The following is a 24,689-nucleotide window of genomic DNA, read 5'->3' on the forward strand; positions in this document are numbered from 1 at the left end:
GTTGGGAGACAGTATCTACTTCATTACTTTTATTCTTATGCAAACATTCCCCTTAACTCGATTTTTAATCGCCTTCGCCTCGCTAGTTATTATTCTGGCAGGCGTAAAACTTGCTAGTGAAATTGTGATCCCCTTTTTACTTTCCTTATTTATCGCGATTATTTGCTCGCCCGCTATTCGCTTTATGACCAAGCGAAAAATTCCATTAGGGCTGGCAATTACCTTAATGCTGATTTTTATTGTGATACTTTTCCTCTTTTTAGCGGGAATGATCAACAGCACTATTCGCGAATTTACCGCATCCATTCCACAATATAAAGAAATCTTACAAATTCGATTAGAAACGCTCAAAACGTTCATTACTGAGTGGAATATTCCTCTAACTATTCCAGATGTTTCCGCATTAGAAAGCTTCGATCCAAGTATGGTGATGCAACTGGTTAGCCGTGTTTTACTCAGTTTTTCTAACGTAGTATCCAACGTATTTATGTTACTTTTGGTTGTTGTTTTTATGCTGTTAGAATCACCCGTCATCAAGTACAAAATCACGTTAGCATTCAACGGAGGTAAATCTAATTTCAACCAAGAAGTGGAACACCTGAGCCGTGTCGTGGAAAGTATCATTCGCTATCTTGGCGTAAAAACTCTAATGAGTGCCTTAACAGGGATTGCAATTTACGTTGTTTTAGACATTTTCAATGTGCAATACTCCGTTCTTTGGGCGGTATTAGCGTTCTTGCTAAACTATATTCCCAATATTGGCTCGGTATTGGCTGGCATCCCAATTGTCCTTCAAGCTTTACTGCTCAATGGTTTTTCAGATGGTATTGCGGTAATGATTGGTGTCATCGCAATCAATATGTTGGTGGGGAATATTTTAGAACCAAGAATGATGGGGAAAACACTCGGACTTTCTACATTAGTCGTCACGCTTTCATTGCTTTTTTGGGGCTGGTTGCTTGGCACCGTGGGAATGCTACTTTCTGTTCCTCTCACTATGGCATTAAAAATTGCATTAGAATCTAGCCCCAACACCATTCAATATGCTGTATTGTTGGGAGATGTGCCTGAGTTGGAGAAAGGCAAATATTTAATGAATAAATAACCCTATTTGTTATTACCTTCTATGATAGAGGGTAATAAACTAAGTAAATAAGGCGAGTAATTCTGCTACCTTTCCTCGTGATTCTCTTTTTTGCCCTATTGAGCGATTAACCTGCAAGGTTTTGAATTTTGCACCTTGGTAAATTTTGCGAGTAAATTCCGTATCGTGGTTTGAAATCAGTACAGGGTAATCTATTTCTCGGGCTAAATCAGCTAACCTTTTTTGTTGTTCAAGACTAAAGCCGCCGCCTGCGTATTGGGTGAAATTAGTATCTTGTTGCAATGGAGCATAAGGTGGATCGCAATAGACTACATATTGATCGGGTTGCTTTTGCAAGCGGTTAAAAACTTGCTCGAAATCGGCACAGATAAATTCTGCTTTTTGTGCTTTTTCGGCAAAAAAATGAAGTTCTTTTTCAGGGAAATAGTGTGTTTTGTAGCGACCGAAAGGCACGTTATAACCTCGTTTTTGATTGTAACGGCATAAACCGTTGAAGCCAAAACGATTTAGATAAAGGAAAAGCACGGAGCGTTGAAATTTATCTTTTGAGGAATTAAATTCTGCTCGGCGAGCCAAATAGAACGCTTTGCTATTCGCTTTTTCATGCAAAAAAAGTGCTTGGGCGTGCTGAATATAACGGTCAACATCGTTTTTGACGACATTGAATAGATTGATTAAATCAGGGTTAATATCTGCCAATAAATAGCGATCAAAATCCATATTTAAAAACACGGAGCCTGCACCAACAAAGGGTTCAACAAAACAAGCCCCCTGCGGAATGCTTGGGGGCAAGTGGTCTGAAATGGCTTGTGCAAGGCGATATTTTCCACCTGCCCATTTTAAAAAGGCTCGTTGTTTTTCCTGCATAGGATTTATTCAGTAAGCGGTCTATTTTTGGGTGAATTTTTCAATCGCTGCAAGCACTTGGTCTTCTGTTGCTTCGGCTGTAACATAGGCTTGACCAAGTGCTTTCAATAAGATTAAACGGAGTTTACCTGCTAGCACTTTTTTATCTCGCCACATATAAGGTAAGTATTCTTGCGGCTGCATTCCATCTGGCGACGTCGTCGGCAATACCGCGCGAGCAATCAGTTTTTCAAGGCGAGCGACATCGGATTCAGAAATGTTACCCAATATACGGGAAAGTTCAGCTGCTTCTAGCATTCCTACCGCCACACCTTCGCCGTGTAACCAATTGCCGTAGCCCATACGAGCTTCAATAGCATGTCCAAATGTGTGCCCTAAATTAAGCAAGGCACGATCGCCTTTTTCAGTTTCATCACGAGCAACAACATCCGCTTTCAGCTGGCAGCAATGTTGAATGCAATATTCGAGTGCTTGTTGATCTAATGCAACAAGTTTATCAATATTTTCTTCTAACCACGTAAAGAATTGCTCATCGAAAATCGCTCCATACTTAATCACTTCAGCTAAGCCAGCATTTACTTCACGTTTAGCAAGTGTATGCAAAGTATTGGTATCAATAATGACAGATACTGGCTGATGAAATGCACCAATCATATTTTTGCCAAGCGGATGGTTTACCGCTGTTTTTCCACCTACAGAAGAATCAACTTGAGCTAATAAGGTGGTTGGAATTTGGATAAAGCGAATACCGCGTTGATAAGAAGCTGCTGCATAGCCTGCAATATCGCCAATCACGCCCCCCCCTAAAGCGATAAGAGTGGTATCACGATTGTGATTTTTTTCAAGTAAAGCGGTAAAAATTAAGTTGAGTGATTCCAAATTCTTGTATTTTTCGCCATCAGGAATCAATACGGAATCTACGCTACAGCCAAGCTTAGTTAGGGCTTTTTCCACCGTTGCAAGATAATGTGGTGCAATGGTTGGATTTGAAACAATCATCACCTTATCCCCCGCTTTTAATGGGGCATAACTATTCGGTTCGTTTAATAAACCTGCCGCAATCCGAATTGGATAACGGCGTTCTTTAAGTTCTACATTAACTTGCAACATTGTGTTTACCTTATTTTTTTATTGTTGTTTTTATTGCAGATTATCGATCATTTCGATGATATTTGTCGCAACTAATTTTGCCGCTTGATCATCAGTTTGAAGAGTAATATCTGCAATTTCTTCATAAAGCGGATTACGGATTTTAGCTAACTCTTCGAGCGTTTTACGTGGATCATCATTTTGTAAAAGCGGTCGTTTTTTATCACGTTGAGTACGCTCGAACTGCTTGTCTATGGTTGTTTCAAGATAGATGACAATCCCGCGAGCAGAAAGCACATTGCGGTTATCTTTAGAGAGAATAGAACCGCCTCCCGTTGAAAGCACTATGCCTTGCCCTTGAGTTAATTCGTTGATAATACGCTCCTCACGCTTACGAAAACCCGCTTCACCTTCTACATCAAAAATCCAATCAATATCGGCACCTGCTCGCTCTTCAATCACTGAGTCTGAATCCATAAATTCCATACCGAGCATTTGTGCTAGTTGGCGACCGATTGTGCTTTTACCTGCACCCATAGGACCAATTAAGAAAATATTACGTTTTTCTGCCATTTTATTCTCATTGAAAAATTAGTTTAACATTGTGATTTGGGTTGAAAAACAGACCGCTTGTAAAAACAAGCGGTCTGTTTTTTGAAAAAGATAACAAAATCTTTTATTCAATTTTAAGAAAGTACCACAAATCGCCTAAAAATAGTTAGGTGCGATTATCTCAAGAAATCACACCTAATTTCAACCTTTAGCGATCTAATCGCTGAATTTATTTATAGACTAGAATAATTCAGCACCTGATGGCGAAGAGAGAATCCCTTTCGGTGGCAAGCCCAAACGTATACCACCACCTGCATCACGAGGATTACCCGATTCTTCGCCTAGAATACCTTGTTCTACCACAAATTTTTTGGTTGGTTCAGTACCTTTAATAAAGTACTCGGTCAATTGGCTACCTAGGAAGCCACTAGTAGCATCAATTTTAGCTTCTACAATATTGGTTGGTGTTGGCAGTATGCGATCCTTTTTATCTGCAAGAGCGACTTTCATATAATCGCGCCACGCTGGCATTGCTGTTCGAGCACCTGACTCCCCTTTACCTAAAACACGTTTATTGTCATCAAAGCCCACGTAAACTGTAGTCACAATATTTGAACCAAACCCAGCATACCAAGTCACTTTAGATTGGTTGGTCGTCCCCGTTTTTCCGCCAATATCTTTACGTTTAAAATCATTAGCAAGCGAACGACTTGTGCCTCGCCAGTCTTGTCCTTGTTCTCCATAAATTGCACTATTTAACGCACTACGTATCAAAAATGCAATTTCGGGTTTCATTACACGTGGTGCATAAATCATTTCACCTGTTTGATTTTGCACATTGCTCATTAAATCAGGTGCATTTTCTCGGATAATCGTATCAAGAACAGGCTCTTCACTATTTGATGTACCCTCTTCTGTAGAATTACTTGCCGTTTCTGTGGCATTCACTGTCTCATTCGCTTTCAATGAGCGGAAGAATTGCTCTTCATCGTGAATTTTCACGCCGTCAAATTGCTCTGGTTCAGCATAAGTAAGTGGAAGGTTTGTACATTCTATACAAGCAATTGGCGGATTGGCCTTAAATAATTCATTACCTTGGCTATCTTCAATACGTTCAATGATATAAGGATCGATTAAGAAACCTCCATTATCGAATACAGCATAAGCACGTGCCATTTCAAGTGGTGTGAATGAAGCAGCTCCCAGTGCTAATGCTTCCGTTGCTACAAATTGATCGTGTTTAAAGCCAAAACGCTCCAAATAGCCTGCTACATAATCAATCCCCGCCATTTGTAAAATACGGATAGATACCATATTTTTTGATTTACCTAATGCCACGCGCATACGAAGCTGTCCTTCGTAACGTCCATCTGCATTTTTTGGTGTCCACGGTTTTTGCCCACGTTTAGTAATTGTAATTGGATCATCGCTAATTGTACTAGACAAGCTTAAGCCTTTATTCATTGCTGCCGCATAAATAAATGGTTTAATTGAAGAACCTATTTGTACTAATGATTGTGTTGCACGGTTAAAACGGCTCTGTTCAAAGCTAAAACCGCCAACAATCGCTTCAATTGCACCGTTATCACTATTGAGCGACACTAAAGCAGAATTGGCTTCAGGAATTTGCCCTAACATCCATTCGCCATTTTTGCCTTTACTTACCCAAATGAGATCGCCAGCATTCAACTTAATCTGCTTACCAAACGTCGCATTTGATTTCTTCATCTCTGTTTTATCACCGCTTGGTAACATCAGAGTATAGCTATTTTTATTCACGGCTGTTACTACCACGCCGGTGAAAGGTTCTGAATTTGGCAACTTACTTAAATAATCAATAATTGCCTCATCATCCCAAGCGGTCTTTCCTGTCCAAAGTTTTGCAGCACCACGCCAGCCGTGGCGACGGTCGTATTGGATCAAGTTATTCCGTACAGCATCTTGTGCGGCTTTTTGGTCATCAGACACTACGGTAGCATAGACTTTAAAGCCTTTATTGTAAGCAATATCTTCGCCATAACGTTTAACCATCTCTTGGCGAACCATCTCAGTGACATAATCAGCTCTAAATTCCAATGTTGCTCCATAGTAGGCGGATTTCACTTCTTCTTTTTTCGCAGTTTCATACTGTGCTTTGGTAATTTTTCCTACTTCAAGCATACGCCCAAGCACAACATTACGACGGTCTGTCGCCCGTTTAACTGAATAAATCGGGTTCATTGTTGAAGGTGCTTTTGGCAAGCCTGCAATAATCGCGACTTCACCTAAAGTAAGCTGATCTAGCGTTTTACCAAAATAGGTTTTTGCAGCTGCTGCTACTCCGTAAGAGCGATAACCAAGATAAATTTTGTTCAAATAAAGCTCTAAAATCTCATCTTTGGTCAGTACTTTTTCAATCTCAAGAGCAAGAATAGCTTCTTTGATTTTTCGCTCAATATTACGCTCAGGTGTTAAGAAAAAGTTACGTGCAAGTTGTTGAGTGATCGTACTTGCCCCTTGCGTATCGCCTTGGCTGGAGCGATAAAGTGCACGCATAATCCCTTTTGGATCAAGCCCTTTATGTTCATAAAAGCGAGCATCTTCCGTCGCTAAAATAGCATCAATCAACTGTTGAGGAATCTCTGCTAATTTCACAGGAATACGACGTTCTTCGCCCACCTCTCCAATCAATTTTCCATCAGAGGTAAAAATTTGCATTGGCTGTTGTAACTCAACGGTTTTCAGCGTTGAAACATCTGGCAAACTTTCACGAATATGAATGTAGGCAACAACGCCCGCAAGCCCTGACACAATTAGCAGAGTAAGTAAAGCACTAAATATTATTTTTGCGATCTTCATCGAAAAAATCTCTTTTCCTAAATGACAAATAAATTAAATCACCAATAATGTTGGCGTAAAGTTAACTAAGTATAAACGAAAAAATGGCTAAAAGTGTCAAGCAAATGTAATTTTTTGATCAGTGAATGAAGGATTTTTTATGTCATTGCTTACAACCTTTTTCTCAAAAAAATCGCAAAAATGTTTGCCCATCGGAATTGCAGAAGATGAAACTCATTATTGTGTCTCCTATTTAGAGCAAGATCAACCAATAGTAAATTTTTATCCTAAATCGACCGCTTTAATTGATATTTTAGCAACAATTTCTGATTTTGCAGGCAAAAAGAAGCAGATTATTCGCCCTGTGCCATATCACTATATTTGGAGGAAATATCTGATTCAACCGTTGAATGTGGATAAAGAAACGATTTTTCGTCAGGTGATTCAAACCATCAAACAAGAGCTGCCTATTGCAATGGATGAAGTCTATTTTGATTATCAAGTTTTACCTCATAAGGCTCAAAAAATTACTCAAATTATTATTTATGCACTGAGAAAACGTTTTGCTGACCCTTTATTGCTAGATATAGACACTGTTTTAGATTGCGAGTTGCAATGCTGGCAAAGAGGATTTCATTTTTTAATGCAATCCCCACCTCAAGATGGACAAAATTATGCGTATAAAGAGAAATTTTTTACATTTAAATTAAATGAGTTAAGCATTAAAAATGAATGTAATGAAAATTATTTAAGTCTGAATGATTTAGTTTTTCCAGAAAATATATTTTCTAAAGAGCTATATATTCTTGCGTTAGGTGCTTGTTTGTGGAAATGAAAAGAAATATTAATTTAAGTCCATTATTACAGAAAAACTGGGTGGATAAAACTACAAAAAATATATTTAAGCTACTAATTATATTTCTTTGTCTTATCGGATTATTATTATGTTTAAATTTTTACCAAGAAAACCGTAAGAGTGAACTTTCAGTGATTACACAACAGTTCATCGAACAACAAGAACAGCTATCACAAATTGAGCAAAGTTTAACAAATCTTACACCACTACCGATTAACTACACAAAAGTATTAAGAAAAGAGGAGCTAAACAATTTGGTTAATTTATTAGAAGAATTACCTGTAAAAAGTGCGGGAATTAGCATTATTCGGTTTTATGTTGATCAAGGTTTAAAGCTAAAGATTGCTGGCACTTATCAACATCAACAAGATTTTGAAGAGCTAGAAGATTTCTTTAAAGAGAGTGGTTTTAGCGTTAATATTGAATATTTACAAAGTAATAATAAAGCAAAAGCTGATTTTAGCATTATTGTATATAAAGAAAATAAATAAGATGAAAAAGCGTATTTCTCACTATTACTTTAATCCAACCAAATCAGGCTATCAGTTATTGAGTAAAATCAATCAATACTTTTTTCAGATTGCCATTTCTTTAGCTGTTATTTTGCTTGTTTATCCGCTTATTCAGTTAGTCAAGATTTCACAGCAGATTACAGATAACGAAAATCAGCTAAATATTATTAAGATGGAGATTGAAAATAAATCACAATCTTTAACAGAAAAATTAGCAGGAAAAGGGAATGCCAATAATACAAAACTCACTCCCACAAAAGTTAATCAGCAGCTAGAAACGCTTTTTCATCAATATGATGTAGAAATCAACGGGCTGCAATGGGAGTTAGATCAAGATAAGCTATTACATATTACAATTACACAAAAGGCAAAATCTTTGTTTAATATTATATCAGAATTAAATCAACTTGATTTTTTCTTTTACAAAGAAGTAACGCTAACCCGTTTAGATTATAAAAATTTAGTACAATTAAATTCGACTTTACAGCTAATGGAAAAATAAAATGAAAAAGTATATACCGCTACTCTTTTGCTCTCTATTTTATACCTCACATAGTATTGCTGATCCTTTTTATGGAGAAGAACAAGAAAAAGAAAGTATATCAAAAACAAAATCAACTATTGTAAAAAAGGGCGTAAAAACAATCTCTTGTGAGTTGCCTAAAAATGCCAATATCATCAATATTCCTATTGAATTTGAAGAACTGAAATTAATTGGGGTACTGAAATATAATAATATAACAAAGGCATTATTTATCAATAAAAACAGCCAACTTTTTGATTTTTCTCAGAATGATTTTATTAAGGATAAGAGTATTCAAATCAATGAAATTAATACCAAAGCAGTAAAATATACTAATTGGGATCTAACTGATGATTGCAACAGACCTTATCAAATTACATTAAAACTCTAATTTTCAGCAGGATATTTATGAAAAAGTGGCTATTATTATTTTCAGTTTTTCCACTCTCGCTATTAGCAAACCAAGTTTCGCTCGTGTTAAAGGATGCTCCGACAGCCGAAGTTGTTTCTTATTTAGCCAGTGAAATGGGTAAAAATATTGTATTGCATCAAGATATTGAAAGTAAAAGTAATATTCGTATTGAAAATAGCCAGTTTGATGCAATTTTAAAAAGCATTGCCAAAATCAATAAACTCAATATTCAACAAGAAAATGGCATCTATTATATTAGTGAAAAAACAAAAGAGGATTTAAACGAAAAAATAAAGCTTATTAATGAAGAACAAAAGCCACAATTAGTCACTCGTACGGTGAAATTAAAATATGCAAAAGCCTCCGAAGTCATTGATTCACTCACTAAGGGAAGTGGATCATTTTTAAATGATGGTGGCTATATTCATTTTGATGAGCGAAGCAATAGTTTAATTATTAAGGAAAATGCTGCATCCATTAAAAATACGTTAGCTTTAATTCAAGAGCTAGATAAACCAACAGAACAAATTGCCATTGAAGCCCGTATTGTGACCATCAGCAGTAAAAACTTGCAAGAACTTGGTGTACGTTGGGGGATGTTCTCCGCAGATAGTCGTATTGAAGGAGTAGCAAGAAATAGTGGGCGAATACAAGATTTAAACGTGAATTTTCCCGTGGTTACAGGTGCTTCAGCGACGTTACAAGTCGCTTCCATCAATTCTAAATTATTGGATTTAGAACTCTCTGCTCTTGAGCAAGAAAACAGTGTAGAAATTATCGCAAGCCCCCGTTTGCTGACGACTAACAAAAAATTGGCAAGCATTAAACAAGGAACGGAAATCCCTTATACAATTTATGATCGCAAATCGGAAACCTACGATATTTCTTTTAAAGAAGCGGTTTTAGGCTTAGAGGTGACGCCGCATATTTCAGAAAATAATCAAATTTTGATGGATTTAGTCGTTACCCAAAATTCGCAAGGGCAATCGGTTGGTAATTCTAACTCAGGCAACACCGTAATTGCGATTGATAAACAAGAACTGAATACGCAAGTATTCGCTAAACACGGTGAAACTATAGTTCTTGGTGGAGTGTTCCAACATTTGAAATCAAAAGATAGCGATAAAATTCCTGTGCTTGGTTCAATTCCGTTTATCAAGCGGTTATTTAGCTATCAAAAAGATCAAATTAATAAACGTGAATTGGTGATTTTTGTGACGCCTTATATTGTGCAATCAAAAGATGTTGCGGTGGATTTCTCGAAAACGAAAGAAAAAAGCCCAAAACGATAAAGAAAGTATCACAAAATTATGCTAAAATTCGGCAATATTTTTGATTATCGAATTAACTAGAGGTTATATGAAACTTTCCCCTCGTCGCCGTGCTAGAGAGTGTGCGGTTCAAGCATTATATTCTTGGGTAATTTCGCAAAATAGCGTAGAACAAATCGAATTAGTTTTCCAAACCGATAATTTTGCGTCTGAAGATCCAGAAAGCACAGGTCAAGTGGATCGTGCATTATTTACTCGTTTATTACGCGGCACGGTGGCAAATATTGAAGAAATTGATGCTTCACTTCGTCCGTTTTTAGATCGTAACGAAGAAAATGTCGATTTAATTGAGCGTAGTATTTTACGTATGGCGGCTTATGAATTACATTTTGAACAAGATACCCCATACAAAGTGGTGATTAACGAGGCGATTGAAGTAGCAAAAGCATTCGGTTCAGACGACAGTCACAAATACATCAACGGAATCTTAGATAAATTAGCACCAGCACTTGGACGGAAATAATTTATCTACTTATTTTAAAGCGAGCAAAGTCTCGCTTTTTTCATTTTGAGAATAATTATTTGAGAGAACAAAATGGGCGAATTTGATCTGATCAAGCGGTACTTTTCGCGAAAAAGTTTGCAAAATGATGTGGTTTTGTCAGTGGGGGATGATTGTGCGATTACCAGCATCCCTACAGGCTACCAACTTGCGATTACCACAGATACCTTGGTAGAAGGCACGCATTTCTTACCTTCGATTTCTCCTGCCGATTTAGCTTATAAAAGCGTTGCGGTAAACTTAAGTGATTTAGCCGCGATGGGAGCAAAGCCTACTTGGATGTCGCTTGCACTCACCTTACCCGAAATCAAAGAAGCATGGTTAGCTGAATTTAGCCAAAGTTTATTTGCCATTTTAGATCGCTATGGCGTGAGTTTAATTGGGGGGGATACCACTAAAGGCTCGCTTTCGATTACCTTTACTGCCCAAGGTTTTTTGCCTGAAAATAAAGGTTTATTCCGCCACCAAGCCAAAGTGGGCGATTGGATCTTTGTTTCTGGCTTTTTGGGTGATAGTGCGGTAGGGCTCGATTTACTTTTACAAAATCGCAAAATAGAGAACGAATCTGACCGCTATTTCATTCAACGCCATCTGCACCCAACGCCTCGTGTCGAACTCGGTTTAGCCCTTCGCTCATTTTCTTGCTGTGCATTGGATATTTCTGATGGATTACTTGCTGATCTTGAACATATTTTAGAACGTAGCCAAGTTGGTGCGGAAATTTATCTCGAAAATCTACCGCTTTCACGCCATTTATGCACCCAATACGAACAAACACAAGCAGAAAAATTTGCTTTAACGGGGGGGGAAGATTATGAGCTTTGTTTTACGGTAAGTGAAGAAAAACGCGAAGAGATGGAGCAAGTTTTACGTTCTCAGGGGATAAAAGTGACCTGCATCGGCAAAATCCTTCCTCAAACAAGCGGTCTAAATTTACTTAAAAATGGCAAAAAAATGGTTTTACCTACTCATATTGGTTTTGACCATTTTAGCTAAAGCAAAGGAAAAGGAATGGATAAAAAAATTAACTTAAAAAATCCCGTACATTTTTTAGCAGTCGGATTCGGCTCAGGCTTATTAAAGCCTGCACCAGGCACTTGGGGCACGCTTGCAGGCTTAATGCTTTCTATTTTGCTTTGGAATATAACCCAATCAAACCTATTTTTTATTTTTCTCGCCGTTATTTCTTTTATTTTTGGCTGCTATCTTTGCCAAAAAACAAGCAATGATTTAGGCGTACACGATGATGGAAGAATAGTTTGGGATGAAATTGTCGCCATATTTTTAATGTTTGCCTTTTTACCTGAATATAATTGGTTTACTTATATTCTTACTTTTATAAGCTTCCGCATTTTTGATATTTTAAAACCTTATCCAATTCGTTATTTTGATGAAAAATTAGAAAGTGGACTGGGAATTATGGTTGATGATATTCTTGCAGCTATTTTTGCTTTAATTTCGTTATATATCATTTATTGGATAATCTAATATGCTAACGATTTTATTGATTCATTTAGTTGGCTTAGCAAGCCCAGGACCTGATTTCTTTTATGTGGTTCGCCAATCAGCAAGCCATTCCACCAGAGCGGGTATTTTAGCTTCGGTTGGAATTGCAATGGGAATTATCTTTTGGGCAGCTTTTGCAATTTTCGGCTTAGCGTGGTTAAAACATAGCGTTGGCAATGTGTTGCAATATGTAATTATGTTATTAGGCGGTAGCTATTTAGCTTATTTAGGCTCGAAAATGGTTCGGGTGAAAGATAATGCAAAATTTAGTGAAGAAAAGACCGCTTTATTAGAATTAAACTCCATCACAGAAATTCGCAAAGGTTTAATGATCAATATAATGAATGCCAAAGCAGGCGTTTATTTTACTAGCGTTATTTCCGCATTTTTAGACCAATTTACTGAAACTTATCAGCTTTTTGAATTGCTGTTTTTATTTGTTTTTTCAACCTTTATCTATTTCTATTTAGTTGCACTATTATTTTCGCGTAAAGCAATTCGCAAAATTTATGCAAAAAATAGTCGCTATATTGATAATGTTGCTGGAGTAATTTTTATCGGATTTGGATTAAAACTGATTTATGAAGGGATAACGCATTTAGCGGTAATTTTATAGAATAATGGGCGTAATGTACGCTCATTTTATTATCTATGCTTTTTCTCTGGAAAAATAAGAGAAGCAATCACACCAATAAATAACACACCTAAAACAATAAATAAGCTGGTATTTGGCGAAATATGGAACCCCGTATCGAATACAGCGTGGTTCCAAGATTGAATACCCATTTTAATACCGATAAAGAATAATAATGCAATAACTGCTTTTTCTAAATGCACTAGATATTTTGTAAGTGCAGCTAAAATAAAATAGAGACTACGCAAACCAAGAATAGCAAAAATCATTGCTGCATAAACTAAGAGCGGTTCTTGTGTTACGGCAATCACGGCTGGTACTGAATCAAACGCAAAAGCAACATCGGAGGTTTCAATTGCGATTAAACATAAAAATGCAGGCGTTGCATAACGTAAGCCTTTGCGGGTTACATTTGCCAGCTCTTCCGCTTTTAATTCTGCATGTTTAACGAAGAAGTTATAGCCGTGTAGTTTTGGTAAAACAGGCATTATTTTTCCAACCCAACGTACGCTCCAGTGATTAGTATAATCTTCAATTTCTTCTTCTCTCTCTTCTTTTTCAGTAAGCATTTTCCAGCCGCTCCATAATACAAACAAGGCAAAGATAAAGCCAACCCAAGGGCTTGCAGCAAATAAGCCTGTGCCGAGCACGACGAAAATCGCACGGAACACTAACGCCCCTAAAATGCCCCAGTATAAAATGCGATGTTGCAATTTACCTGTAATACCGAATGAAGCAAAAATAGCGACAAAGACCATTAAGTTATCAATTGATAAACTTTTTTCTAAAACATAGCCTGCTAAATATAAATCCGCCCAAGATGAGTCAAAACGAATATATAAATAAACGTAAAATGCAACAGCTAATGAAATCCAAAATAACGACCACATTGCCGCATTTTTCACCGTGATTTCTTCACTATTTTTATGGGCAACTAAATCCATATAAATGGAAAAAAGAATTACCACAAAAAAGACAATAATTGTTTCTAAAGGAAATCCAAAGTGTGCCATATAACCTACAAAAAATTAAACTAAATGATCAATATTATTAAATTCAACTAATTCTACCTTGCCATTTTCAACTTTAGCAATATTGATGGCGGTATTCATCACGAATTTATGTTTCTCTTCATCACGACATTCTGACCAATGCAAGCCTTTTAACACAGCGGTCAAAACAGTTAAGGTCATTCCGTGTGCAACAATCAACACATTTTCGTTATCTTTGTGCAGTTCCGCGATTTGATTAAACACCTGAAATGCACGTTGATAAAGCTGTTCATAGGTTTCTCCGCCATTTTCCAGAGCTTTATATTCAGTAGGTGTTTTTTTCATTACCCAATATTCTTCATTCTCGTATAAATCGACCGATTTCATTCCTTCCCAAATGCCGAAATCAAATTCATTCAAGCCCCAATGATGAAAGTGCGGAATGTTTTGCGTCTCATTTTCCTTCAGAATATAGTTTGCCGTGTCTTGAGCACGTTTTTGCATACTGGAATATACTGCAGAAAATTGAACCGCTTTTAACGCTTGTCCTGCTTTTTTCGCTCCCTCAATGCCCTCTTCAACCAAAGGCGAATCGCCCGAGCCTTGCAAGCGTCCTTCAATATTCCACACGGTTTTGCCGTGCCGAATTAAATAAATATTTAGTGCCATCCCCATTTCCTTTAAAATAGCCCAAAAAAGATTCGGAATTATAACATGAATTTGCATTTTACTCTCTGCCTGCAACATCGGGATTTTGTGATTATTAACAAACCTGCGGGCATCAGCGTACATAAAGATCAACAAGCAGTTGGATTAACAGAATTAGTTGCAAAACAGCTAGGTGTAGAGCAAGTTTGGCTCGTGCATCGATTAGATAAAATTACCTCGGGCTTGCTCATTCTAGCCTTAAATAAAGAGGCGGCTGCGAATTTCTATACGCTGTTTGAACAACATAAAATTCAGAAAACCTATTGGGCGATTAGCGACAAAAAACCGAAAAAGAAACAGGGTAAAATTGTGGGCGATATGCAAAAATCGAGAAATGGGGCGTGGAAACTCTGCCATAGCAAGGAAAATTCTGCGATTACGCAATTTAGATCGCATTCTATTGAACCACCACTTCGCAATTTTATTTTGCAACCCAAAACAGGCAAAACGCACCAATTACGCGTTGCAATGAAAAGTTTGGGCAGCCCGATTCTAGGTGATAGTTTGTATTCTGGTTCAGAATCTGATCGTGTTTACCTACACGCTTATCAGCTTGAATTTGATTATCAAAATGAGCATTTTTGCGTGCAAGCCTTGCCTGAAAGCGGTCAAATTTGGCAGAAAGTTTGTAAACTTGAAGCGGAGAAATAGAGTATAATTCACCCGTTTTTATAACAAATAAAGCAACAATAGAGGCAATTATGAGCTTATTTGAAGCTATTTTAATTATTATTTTATTGATTTTAACCAGTACGGTAATTTCATTATCGGAAATTGCACTTGCTGGAGCGAGACGCTTAAAACTGCAAGCAATGGCAAATGCGGGCGACTTACGTGCAGAAAGAGTGATGAAATTGCAGGAACAACCAGGACGATTTATCACGGTGGTACAAATTGGATTGAATATGATAGCTATTCTTGGCGGTGTTGTGGGAGAAAGTGCGATTAACCCTTACTTCAGTCAGCTTTTTAGAGAATATTCTGATGCCGATTGGGTTGATTCAGCGGCTTCTTGGACTGCATTTTTATTGGTTACCTCAGCTTTTGTGCTCTTTGCAGATTTAATGCCAAAACGTATTGCGATGACTTATCCTGAGCAAGTCGCTGTTCGAACAATTAGAATAATGAGCTTTGCCATCGTCATTTTTAAACCGATTGTGATGTTCTTTGATTGGATTGCCAACTCGCTCTTCCGCCTTTTGGGTGTATCAACTGTTCGTCAAGAGAATATGACGACTGAAGATATTGTGGCGGTAGTAGATGCAGGTGCCAAAGCTGGTGTTCTAAACACTCATGAGCATTATCTGATTGAAAACGTATTTGAGATGCAAGAACGCCGTGTCACTTCAACAATGACTACGCGTGAAAATATTGTTTTTTTAGATCGTACTGATAACAAAGAACAAGTGCTGCAAACGCTTGGTGAAGATTCACATTCTAAATTGCTGATTTGCGATAATGGTTTAGATAAAATTTTAGGCTATGTTGAATCGCACAATTTGCTCACGCAATATCTTAAAAATGAGAATGTCTCGCTTACTGATCAACGCTTATTGCGTAAAACCATTTTTATTCCAGATACGCTTTCACTCTATGAGGTATTGGAGCTGTTTAAATCTGCAGGTGAAGATTTTGCTGTGATTGTGAATGAATACGCTCTCGTGGTTGGCATTATCACGCTTAACGATGTAATGAGTATTGTAATGGGCGAATTAGTTTCCACCGAAGAAGAGCAAATTGTCCGTCGTGATGAAGATTCGTGGTTGATCGATGGTGCGACTCCGCTTGAAGATGTAATGCGTGCGTTAGAAATTGAGGAGTTTCCACACGCAGAAAATTATGAGACCATCGGCGGATTTATGATGTATATGCTCCGCAAAATTCCGAAGAAAACTGATTTTGTGCTGTATGATCAATATAAATTTGAAATTATCGACACCGAGAATTTTAAAATTGACCAGTTGATGGTGTCGTTTAGAAAAGATATTAAAACGGAATAACAATGATGTTTTATACAGTTTATGATAGACTAGATATTCTCAAGTGGTGAGATTTTAAATTAATTTCTTCGGTATTCACTACTGCTAAATCTTCCCTTCTTCTCTTTGTTAAAGAGTGGGATTTTCTTTATATAAAAGAAATATCGACGGTATTATTCTTAATCTAAAAGTAGAGCAATAGGGCTTTATTATTCAGAGACCTAATCCCTCTTTAGCAAAGAGGGGGATGGGAGATTTGACAGACAGAGAAAACGGGGCTCATAAAAGCTTTCATGCTCAAATAAACAGGAACGCTATGATCGGTCGATTACACGGTAAAATTATTGAAAAACAGCCCCCTGAAATGGTGCTAGATGTACAAGGCGTAGGCTATGAAATCCTACTACCGATGACCAGTTTCTACGATTTACCACAACTGGGAGAAGAAACAACGATTTTTACACATCTTGTCGTTCGTGAAGATGCACATTTACTCTTTGGCTTTGCCCAAAAACAAGACAGAACCTTATTCCGAGAACTCATCAAGACCAATGGCGTTGGCCCAAAACTTGCCCTTGCGATTTTGTCTGCAATGTCTGTTTCTCAATTTGCAAATGCAGTTGAGAATGAAGAATTAGCGAAACTAACCAAAATCCCTGGCATAGGTCGCAAAACAGCAGAACGTTTACTTGTTGAGCTTAAAGGCAAGTTTAAAGGGATGACGCAAGGCGATTTCTTTGTTGAGCAATCTCACGATAAAATTGTAGTCAGCTCACAAGTTGATCCAGCTGATGAAGCACGAGATGCTCTAATCGCATTAGGCTATAAGCCAGCAGATGCAGAAAAAATGATCAAGAAAGTGAATAAAGTTGGAGCAACAAGTGAGCAACTAATTCGTGAAGCCTTGAAAAACTCTCTTTAATAAATGACAAATAAAAATGATTGAAGCCGATAGAATAATTAGTGCCTCACCTAAAAAAGAAGAGGAAGTGATTGACCGTGCTATTCGCCCGAAATTGCTAGCAGATTATGTTGGACAGCCTTCGGTGCGGGAGCAAATGGATATTTTTATTCAAGCTGCTAAATTGCGAAATGAAGCCTTAGACCACCTTTTGATTTTTGGACCACCAGGTTTAGGGAAAACTACGCTTGCCAATATTGTGGCGAACGAAATGGGCGTGAATATTCGCTCTACTTCTGGGCCTGTGCTCGAAAAAGCAGGTGATTTAGCCGCAATGCTTACTAACCTTGAGCCTTATGATGTGCTTTTTATCGACGAAATCCACCGCTTGTCTCCTGCAATTGAAGAGGTGCTTTATCCTGCAATGGAAGATTATCAGCTTGATATTATGATCGGTGAAGGCCCAGCCGCTCGCTCAATTAAGCTTGATTTACCGCCATTTACCTTAGTCGGCGCAACTACAAGAGCGGGTTCTTTAACTTCACCATTACGTGACCGTTTTGGCATTGTGCAACGCCTTGAGTTTTATTCGGTAGAAGATTTAACTTCTATCGTACAACGTAGTGCTGAGTGTTTAAATTTAGACCTATCAGAAAATGGAGCTCACGAAATTGCCCGGCGTTCACGTGGCACGCCACGTATTGCGAACCGCTTACTCCGCCGAGTAAGAGATTATGCTGATGTTCGCAATAACGGTATTGTCAGCTCAGAAATTGCTAAACAAGCTCTTTCAATGCTAGATGTGGACTCAGAAGGGTTTGACTTTATGGATATCAAACTCTTACAAGCCATTGTTGAACGCTTCGATGGCGGCCCTGTAGGCTTAGATAACCTTGCTGCTGCCATTGGAGAAGAGCGTGATACCATTGAAGATGTGTTAGAACCTTACTTAATCCAGCAAGGCTTCTTGCAACGAACTCCACGTGGGCGAATTGCAACACAAAGAACTTATGAGCATTTGAAGAGATTTTCATCTTCCTACTAAAACAAAGCCACGCAAATGCGTGGCTATTTTTCAATGTAAAGTGTTACTTATTTCGTTTCTTCTCAATTGTGTCTAGCAACTGATTGATTTCTGTATTTGCAAAAATCTCTTCAATAGTGTGGCTGAGTTTACGTCGCCAGTTTGGGTATTCCATACTTGTTCCAGGAATATTGACAGGATCAAGCATATTCAACCAATCTTCAGGCTGTGAACCAAATAACACACTATTTGTGTCTGCCACATAGGCTTGCAATTGATGTGTGAACTCTTTGCTTACGTTGGTATCAGTATTCGCAAGTTCTTGCACATTTTCAACCGCTTGTCGAATTTTCTCTTTTGCCTCTTTGCGTCCTTGTTTGAGAATATTCAGTACTTTTTTACTCGGATAAACCCCGAATTGCTCGCCTAAATCAAAGTCGTAGCCTTTCCAATAGCCTTGCACCGTTGGTAAGTCGTGTGTGCTTAACGTGGTCATTGCTTGGTATGGATAGTTCTCTAGCGGTTTACTTCCGTTTGCATCCATTTCAAAATAAAAAATGTTATAAGCTAAAATACCTTTTTCTTCCAATTTTTTGAGCATACCTTTCGGCACAGTGCCTAACGCTTCAGCAATGATTAAACATTGGTGGCGTTGGCTTTCAAGAGCCAGAATCGCAAGTAAATCATCTAATGGATAACGCACATAAGCCCCGTTTTTGGCAGAGTCTCCTTTTGCTACCCACCACATACGTGCCAAACCTAAAATATGATCAATCCGTAATGCACCACAATCTTTCATATTGGCACGTAATAAGTCAATAAATGGTTGATAACCTCGTGCTTGTAATACTTCTGGATGCATTGGCGATAAGCCCCAGTTTTGTCCGTTTGGCGCCATAATATCTGGAGGAGCACCCACAGAAGCATCCAATACAAACAACTCTTTATCTGCCCAGGTTTCCGCGCCGTTATCTGCTACGCCTACGGCTAAATCGCGGTAAAAGCCCACAGGCATTCCAAGCTCTTTCGCCAATAAGTTGCATTGTTGTAATTGCTGTTGTGCAATAAATTGCAACCACATATAAAAACGTACTAAATCGCTTTGTTCCGCTTGGAATTGTGCCACTGCTGGCGAATGGTAATCATGATATTGTTCTGCCCAGAAATTCCAGCCCCATTGTTCGCTAAATTGTGCAGAGAGCCAACTATGTAATGCATCAAACGTACCTTGGATTTTTAACGCTTCGCCATTTTGAGCGATAAATTGCTCGAAAGCGGTCTGATCTTGGCGACAAAATGCAGAATAGGCTAAACGTAAACCGTGCAATTTCAAGCTCATTACTTGCGTATAATCGACATAATCTTTCGCACGCTGTTCGGCTAATTGGCGTTGCGTTTCAGCATCATTAAACCACGTTTGAGCTTCTACTGATTTTTGGAATGCCTCAATTGCATTCACATCAATATAGACGATATTCATCCATAAACGCGAAGATGGGCTGTAAGGGCTTGCCCCTTCTGCATTCGCAGGGAAAAGTGCGTGAATTGGATTAAGACCGACAAAATCGCCCCCTTTTTCAGCTACTTTGATTAAGAATGCTTTGAGATCACTGAAATCGCCAATTCCCCAGTTTTGCTCTGAACGTAAGGTGTAAAGCTGTAAAATCGCTCCCCATAATTTCTGATGAGCTTGCAACGCTTTTGGTTGGAATGCGGTTTCTGGTGTCACAATCACACGGCAATGATACGCTGCTTTTGCGGTGTGAAGAGAAAGCTCATGATAGCCTAGAGGTAAATTACTCGGCAAGTTGATTGCATTGCGTTTTACTTTGCCTGTCAGCATTTCGTTATTTTCAAGCGTAAGTTGCCAGTGTGCCTGCAAGTCTTGATTGCTGTTTGCAATATGCAGTGGAATATAGACCGCTTGTCCTGCCTTGACCACTTTAACAAGCGGTAGAATTTGGCGACTTTTTGGCGAGCCAAGGCGTTTCGCGATTTTTTGGTAAACTTCCGAGCTTGCATAACGACGACGACCATATTCATCGAAGAAATAAGTGTTTAAATAAGGGTGAGTTTGTTTCATTTGCTTTTCCTAAATATAAATATATCGTACCGTAGGGTGTGTGAAATGAAGCTTCACGCACGCAAGCGGTTTATTTTTCATAAAAATTGACAAAGTGTGCGAGGATTTTTTTAATCCACACACCCTATGTTTTCTACCCTTTCACCCCACCGGCTGTGAGACCGCCAACCAACCAACGTTGTGCCAAAATAAACACAAGGGTAATTGGAATTGCTGAAAGGATTGCCGCTGCCGCGAAGTCGCCCCAGAGGTAATTTTGTGGATGAAGATATTGTTGCATTCCCACTGCTAAAGTGTAGTTATCTACATCACGTAATAAGAGTGAAGCAACAGGGACTTCAATGATAGAGGAAATAAATGCGAGAATAAATACTACCGCTAAAATTGGTACTGAAAGTGGTAACAAAATTAAGCGGAAAGTTTGCCACGGGGTTGCACCATCAAGAGCGGCGGCTTCTTCTAACGATTTATCGATGGTTTCAAAGTAGCCTTTGATTGTCCAAACGTGCATTGCAATCCCTCCAAGGTAAGCAAAAATCACGCCGCCGTGGGTATTCAAGCCTAAAAATGGAATGTAGTCGCTTAAGCGATCAAATAAAGCATACAACGCCACAAGAGAAAGCACTGCAGGGAACATTTGGAAAATCAACATCGATTTCAAAAGCAAACTTTTGCCTACAAAGCGTAAGCGTGCAAAGGCATACGCTGCGGTAGTAGAAAGCATTAGTGTGATGATTGCGGTAATGCCAGCTACTTTCACAGAGTTCCAAAGCCAAAGTAATACTGGGAACGGTGGTGGTGTTACCGTACCATCAGAGTGCGTTACACTAAAACCAAGTGCTAATTTCCAGTGTTCGAGAGAGATTTCACTTGGGATCAGCTCACCTAAAGCCAAGTTTCCAGGGCGAAGTGAGATGCCGATGATCATAAACATCGGGAATAAAATTAAAGCACAAAAGCCGATTAAAAACAGATGCGTTGAAAATAAACGCAGTTTCATTGATTTAGGTTGGACAATAGCCATAGGTTGTATCCTTTTGTATTTCCCTTAGAACCTTTGTAGGGACAGGCTTTATGCCTGTCCTTGGCAATTTTGGACAGGGATAAACCCTGTCCCTACGAGAGTAAAAGCATTAATCCTGAGAAAGTTTTGTCATTCTAATTTGGAACAACGCTAATCCGCTCACGAGTAAGAAGATAATCACGGCGATGGCTGCAGCTAAGCCGAAGTCTTGTGTACCGCTGCCTTCAAAAGCGATGCGATATGTATAGCTTACTAACAAATCAGTGTGACCTGCTGGAGTAGTTGTTCCCACCATGTTTGGCCCACCATTAGTTAAAAGCTGAATTAATACAAAGTTATTAAAGTTAAAGGCAAAGCTTGCAATCAAAAGTGGCATTAATGGTTTTACCAACAACGGCATCGTAATGCGGGTGAAGTTTTGCCATACGCTTGCACCATCAATTGCTGAAGCCTCATATAAGTCTTGCGGTATTGCTTTTAATAAGCCCATACACACGATCATAATGTATGGATAGCCTAGCCAAGTATTTACGATTAACAACATCGTTTTGGCTAAGAATGGATTGTTAAACCACTCTGGACGAATACCGAATAGGTTATTCAGAATTAAGTTGATTTCCCCGAAACTTTGATTAAATAGTCCTTTAAAAATCAAAATTGAAATAAACCCAGGTACGGCATATGGCAAAATGAGCAGTAAGCGATAAACCGATTTGCCACGTAATGCCTCCCATTGCACAAGTGAGGCAAATACCATACCAATAATCGTAGTGAACACTACAGTTAAGAGGGCAAAAACCACCGTCCACACGAAAATTTTAAGGAAAGGTTCTTGTACGCCTTCATCGGTTAAAATTTTCACAAAGTTTTTCCAGCCCACACCCACGGTATAACCAGGTTCTAAACGCTCGCCAACAAAATTGCCTTGATTATCGATTTCTTGAAAGAAACCAATCGCATCATTCGCACGATAAACTTTGCCTGTTTCTAGGTTGGTTAAATCTTGTAAACTGTCTTCATAGCGATAACGTGGTTTTTGCTCAGCAAATTGGCGTAAAGAACTCATACTCAAACGTTCTTCCGTCGGCAATACTACTTGAAGGCTTTGTAATACTTGACGATTTTGCGTAATTACTTTCAGTGGTGCAACTTTGGCTTCAGGCAGTTGTTCCACTTCTTTTACCGCCACTTCACCTTCATTACTGCCTAATACAAGCGGTTCAGAAAGATAATTTTTTTGCGAAGTTTTGTTCGTTAGGGCAATTTGGTATTGGTTCTCGCCATTTTCCAATAATTTAAAATCTAAACGATCACCTGCGGCATAGGTTTGGCTTTGGAGCTGTTTTAATACCTGCTCATAGCTCAGCTGGTTAGAGCCACTGTAGTTTGTAAAAGCAATTACTACCGTACAAAGCAGTGGAAACAGCACGAAAATTCCCATTGCAGCAACGCCTGGATAAACATAACGCCAGCGATAGGTAGCTTGATTACTAAAGATGTAAATTCCTGAAGTAACCACAACTAACACGAGCAGTGCGAAAAGAATTTCACCTTGTAGATAGATAGTAAAAACAAGATAAAACGCAATGAGATAAAGCAAGCCTGAAAAGATGCGTTTAACCCAAAGTTGAGAAGGAGTGAGTGGTTTGGTATTTAGCATAAAGATCCCCAAATGTTTGAGAAAATGCAAGAATTTAGAAAAATAACCGCTTTCGCAAAAGTCTATGAAAATGCAATATTCATAGAAAAGAAATGATTTTTTTGTAGCAATAGTGTTGCTTTAGCATAGGGGCACGAGCAACACGCCCCTACACTTACTACGATATAATAACTACTCTTTTTCAATCTTCGCTTGTGCTTCATCAAGCGCTGCTTTTACAGATTGACGACCAGAAGTTGCATTCACAATGGCCGCTTTTTCTGAATACCAGAAACGACTCATTTGAGGAATATTTGGCATTATCTCCCCATTTTCTGCATTTTTCATTGTTGCTGCGATACGTGGATCTGAGGCTAATTTCGCTTGGTAAGATTTTAATGCCACCGCACCTAATGGTGCATCTTTGTTCATAGTATCTAAACCACTATCCGTTAAGAGGTAGTTTTCTAAAAACTCTTTTGCTAAGTCTTTGTTCGGGCTTGAAGCATTTACTGCCGCACTTAATACGCCAACGAATGGTTTAGATGCTTTACCGTTTAACGTTGGAAGCACCGCTACACCATAGTTGATGCCACTTTTCTCAATGTTTGCCCAAGACCAAGGGCCGTTAATGGTTAATGCGGTATTACCTTTGTTAAATGAAGCTTCAGAAACCGAGTAATCAGCATCAGCATTGATCACTTTTTTCTTCACAAGATCGACGACGAATTGTAAGCCTTTTTGTGCTGCTTCGTTGTTCACACCTACATTTTTCACGTCATAGCCGTTTGGGGTAACTTTAAAGGCATAAGCCCCTTGTGAAGAAGACACAGGCCAGGTAAAGTAGGGTTCTTGTAAGTTCCACATAATCGCATTTTTGCCTTTTGCACGAAGTTCTTTGTCTAAGCCTTCGATCTCTTCCCACGTTTTTGGTGGGTTCGGCACTAAGTCTTTGTTATAGATTAAAGAGAGTGATTCAATCGCAATAGGGTAAGCAATTTGTTTGCCGTTATATTTATTTGCATTCCAACCGATGTCAGAAATTTTCGCTTTAAATTCTGCACTTGGTTGCACCTCTGCAATTAAACCTGCTTGTGCGTAGCCACCAAAACGGTCATGAGCGAAAATGATGATGTCTGGACCATCTCCTGTTGAAGCCACTTGTGGGAAAAGTTCTTCTAATTTTCCTGGGTGTTCAACGGTCACTTTTACGCCCGCTTCATTTTCAAATTTTTTACCGACTTCAGCTAAGCCGTTGTAGCCTTTATCGGCACTGATCCAGATGTTGAGTTGTCCTTCTACAATTTTTGCTTGCACGCCTTGGGCAATCAAGAATCCAACACATAATGCTAATGCGGTTTTGGTGAATTTTTTCATAGGAATGTCCTCGTTTAGGTTTATATCAATTGCCAAGCCATTTTTATTCCATCTGACTTGGTTTTATGCCTCGCATAATGCAAAAAATACATTGGCTTTTCCTCATCCCCCCCTCTACGCCCCCCTGACTAAAATCTTGATTTACTTCACAAAATTGACCGCTTGCATCTCATTTTGTGATCTGGGTCACATTTTTTAGGTAAAATTCTGTGATCTAGTTCACAAAAAATGGCGTAAAAAAGTTCTATTTCACTAT

Annotated in this window: 24 protein-coding genes; 14 read left to right on the forward strand and 10 right to left on the reverse strand. The window is 38.6% G+C overall.

Going from position 1 to position 24,689, the window contains the following annotated elements:
- Positions 1-37 precede the first annotated feature (37 nt).
- Complete coding sequence (locus tag B0185_RS00005; protein WP_039863406.1) at positions 38-1,105, forward strand: AI-2E family transporter; 1,068 nt, start codon at positions 38-40, stop codon at positions 1,103-1,105.
- 39 nt (positions 1,106-1,144) lie between these two features.
- Here the strand turns inward: B0185_RS00005 and B0185_RS00010 are convergent, their stop codons facing one another.
- From B0185_RS00010 to B0185_RS00025, 4 genes are all read right to left on the reverse strand, one after another.
- A complete protein-coding gene (locus B0185_RS00010) occupies positions 1,145-1,972 on the reverse strand; it encodes a Dam family site-specific DNA-(adenine-N6)-methyltransferase (protein WP_005707376.1) in 828 nt (275 codons plus the stop codon).
- Between the two features lie 21 nt (positions 1,973-1,993).
- On the reverse strand, positions 1,994-3,082 hold the full coding sequence (gene aroB, locus B0185_RS00015) for a 3-dehydroquinate synthase (RefSeq protein WP_005707371.1): 1,089 nt from the start codon (positions 3,080-3,082) through the stop codon (positions 1,994-1,996).
- A 30-nt stretch (positions 3,083-3,112) separates the two neighbouring features.
- Positions 3,113-3,634 carry a shikimate kinase AroK gene (gene aroK, locus B0185_RS00020; protein WP_005707387.1) on the reverse strand — a complete coding sequence of 174 codons (522 nt, stop codon included), beginning with the start codon at positions 3,632-3,634 and terminating at the stop codon, positions 3,113-3,115.
- A 219-nt stretch (positions 3,635-3,853) separates the two neighbouring features.
- A complete protein-coding gene (locus tag B0185_RS00025) occupies positions 3,854-6,451 on the reverse strand; it encodes a penicillin-binding protein 1A (RefSeq protein ID WP_005707269.1) in 2,598 nt (865 codons plus the stop codon).
- A 139-nt stretch (positions 6,452-6,590) separates the two neighbouring features.
- Here B0185_RS00025 and B0185_RS00030 point away from each other — a divergent pair, with 139 nt between their 5' ends.
- The 9 genes from B0185_RS00030 (at position 6,591) to B0185_RS00070 (ending at position 12,688) form a co-directional block, all read left to right on the forward strand.
- Positions 6,591-7,265 carry a type IV pilus biogenesis protein PilM gene (locus B0185_RS00030; RefSeq protein ID WP_005707291.1) on the forward strand — a complete coding sequence of 225 codons (675 nt, stop codon included), beginning with the start codon at positions 6,591-6,593 and terminating at the stop codon, positions 7,263-7,265.
- A complete protein-coding gene (locus B0185_RS00035) occupies positions 7,256-7,777 on the forward strand; it encodes a hypothetical protein (protein ID WP_039863405.1) in 522 nt (173 codons plus the stop codon). Before B0185_RS00030 ends, B0185_RS00035 begins: the two co-directional genes overlap by 10 nt.
- Position 7,778: 1 nt before the next feature.
- The gene (locus B0185_RS00040) at positions 7,779-8,300 is read left to right on the forward strand and encodes a hypothetical protein (RefSeq protein WP_005707388.1); all 522 of its coding nucleotides are present in this window, start codon (positions 7,779-7,781) and stop codon (positions 8,298-8,300) included.
- A 1-nt stretch (position 8,301) separates the two neighbouring features.
- Positions 8,302-8,712, forward strand: a complete 411-nt coding sequence (locus tag B0185_RS00045; protein WP_005707271.1) for a hypothetical protein — start codon at positions 8,302-8,304, stop codon at positions 8,710-8,712.
- A gap of 17 nt (positions 8,713-8,729) precedes the next feature.
- Positions 8,730-10,025 (forward strand): type IV pilus secretin PilQ, encoded by a 1,296-nt coding sequence (gene pilQ / locus B0185_RS00050; RefSeq protein WP_005707305.1) that lies wholly within the window; start codon positions 8,730-8,732, stop codon positions 10,023-10,025.
- 67 nt (positions 10,026-10,092) lie between these two features.
- Positions 10,093-10,527 carry a transcription antitermination factor NusB gene (gene nusB / locus B0185_RS00055; protein ID WP_005707302.1) on the forward strand — a complete coding sequence of 145 codons (435 nt, stop codon included), beginning with the start codon at positions 10,093-10,095 and terminating at the stop codon, positions 10,525-10,527.
- A gap of 72 nt (positions 10,528-10,599) precedes the next feature.
- Positions 10,600-11,562 carry a thiamine-phosphate kinase gene (gene thiL, locus B0185_RS00060; RefSeq protein ID WP_005707316.1) on the forward strand — a complete coding sequence of 321 codons (963 nt, stop codon included), beginning with the start codon at positions 10,600-10,602 and terminating at the stop codon, positions 11,560-11,562.
- A 15-nt stretch (positions 11,563-11,577) separates the two neighbouring features.
- Positions 11,578-12,054: a phosphatidylglycerophosphatase A family protein gene (locus B0185_RS00065; RefSeq protein ID WP_005707330.1), complete on the forward strand. Its 477-nt coding sequence runs from the start codon at positions 11,578-11,580 to the stop codon at positions 12,052-12,054.
- Between the two features lies 1 nt (position 12,055).
- Positions 12,056-12,688 (forward strand): LysE family transporter, encoded by a 633-nt coding sequence (locus tag B0185_RS00070; protein ID WP_005707390.1) that lies wholly within the window; start codon positions 12,056-12,058, stop codon positions 12,686-12,688.
- A gap of 29 nt (positions 12,689-12,717) precedes the next feature.
- Here the strand turns inward: B0185_RS00070 and B0185_RS00075 are convergent, their stop codons facing one another.
- Both B0185_RS00075 and B0185_RS00080 read right to left on the reverse strand, forming a co-directional pair.
- Positions 12,718-13,719 carry a TerC/Alx family metal homeostasis membrane protein gene (locus B0185_RS00075; RefSeq protein WP_005707375.1) on the reverse strand — a complete coding sequence of 334 codons (1,002 nt, stop codon included), beginning with the start codon at positions 13,717-13,719 and terminating at the stop codon, positions 12,718-12,720.
- A 15-nt stretch (positions 13,720-13,734) separates the two neighbouring features.
- Positions 13,735-14,367, reverse strand: coding sequence for a histidine phosphatase family protein (locus tag B0185_RS00080; RefSeq protein WP_005707367.1), 633 nt, complete (start codon positions 14,365-14,367; stop codon positions 13,735-13,737).
- A 45-nt stretch (positions 14,368-14,412) separates the two neighbouring features.
- Here B0185_RS00080 and B0185_RS00085 point away from each other — a divergent pair, with 45 nt between their 5' ends.
- From B0185_RS00085 to ruvB, 4 genes are all read left to right on the forward strand, one after another.
- Positions 14,413-15,057, forward strand: a complete 645-nt coding sequence (locus B0185_RS00085; RefSeq protein WP_005707350.1) for a TIGR01621 family pseudouridine synthase — start codon at positions 14,413-14,415, stop codon at positions 15,055-15,057.
- A gap of 50 nt (positions 15,058-15,107) precedes the next feature.
- A complete protein-coding gene (paeA, locus tag B0185_RS00090; RefSeq protein WP_005707310.1) occupies positions 15,108-16,406 on the forward strand; it encodes a polyamine export protein PaeA in 1,299 nt (432 codons plus the stop codon).
- A 295-nt stretch (positions 16,407-16,701) separates the two neighbouring features.
- A complete protein-coding gene (ruvA, locus tag B0185_RS00095; RefSeq protein ID WP_005707307.1) occupies positions 16,702-17,307 on the forward strand; it encodes a Holliday junction branch migration protein RuvA in 606 nt (201 codons plus the stop codon).
- 16 nt (positions 17,308-17,323) lie between these two features.
- A complete protein-coding gene (gene ruvB / locus B0185_RS00100) occupies positions 17,324-18,331 on the forward strand; it encodes a Holliday junction branch migration DNA helicase RuvB (protein ID WP_005707377.1) in 1,008 nt (335 codons plus the stop codon).
- A 43-nt stretch (positions 18,332-18,374) separates the two neighbouring features.
- Here the strand turns inward: ruvB and malQ are convergent, their stop codons facing one another.
- The 4 genes from malQ to malE form a co-directional block, all read right to left on the reverse strand.
- Positions 18,375-20,393 carry a 4-alpha-glucanotransferase gene (gene malQ / locus B0185_RS00105; RefSeq protein WP_005707331.1) on the reverse strand — a complete coding sequence of 673 codons (2,019 nt, stop codon included), beginning with the start codon at positions 20,391-20,393 and terminating at the stop codon, positions 18,375-18,377.
- Between the two features lie 133 nt (positions 20,394-20,526).
- Entirely contained in the window at positions 20,527-21,417 is an 891-nt protein-coding gene (gene malG, locus B0185_RS00110; protein ID WP_005707287.1) for a maltose ABC transporter permease MalG, read from the reverse strand.
- Positions 21,418-21,526: 109 nt separating this feature from the next.
- Positions 21,527-23,077 carry a maltose ABC transporter permease MalF gene (gene malF / locus B0185_RS00115; protein ID WP_005707303.1) on the reverse strand — a complete coding sequence of 517 codons (1,551 nt, stop codon included), beginning with the start codon at positions 23,075-23,077 and terminating at the stop codon, positions 21,527-21,529.
- A gap of 171 nt (positions 23,078-23,248) precedes the next feature.
- A complete protein-coding gene (gene malE, locus B0185_RS00120) occupies positions 23,249-24,433 on the reverse strand; it encodes a maltose/maltodextrin ABC transporter substrate-binding protein MalE (RefSeq protein WP_005707275.1) in 1,185 nt (394 codons plus the stop codon).
- Between the last annotated feature and the right edge of the window lie 256 nt (positions 24,434-24,689).

Origin of the sequence: Haemophilus parahaemolyticus, from assembly GCF_002015035.1 — a bacterium.
Lineage (GTDB): Bacteria > Pseudomonadota > Gammaproteobacteria > Enterobacterales > Pasteurellaceae > Haemophilus_A > Haemophilus_A parahaemolyticus.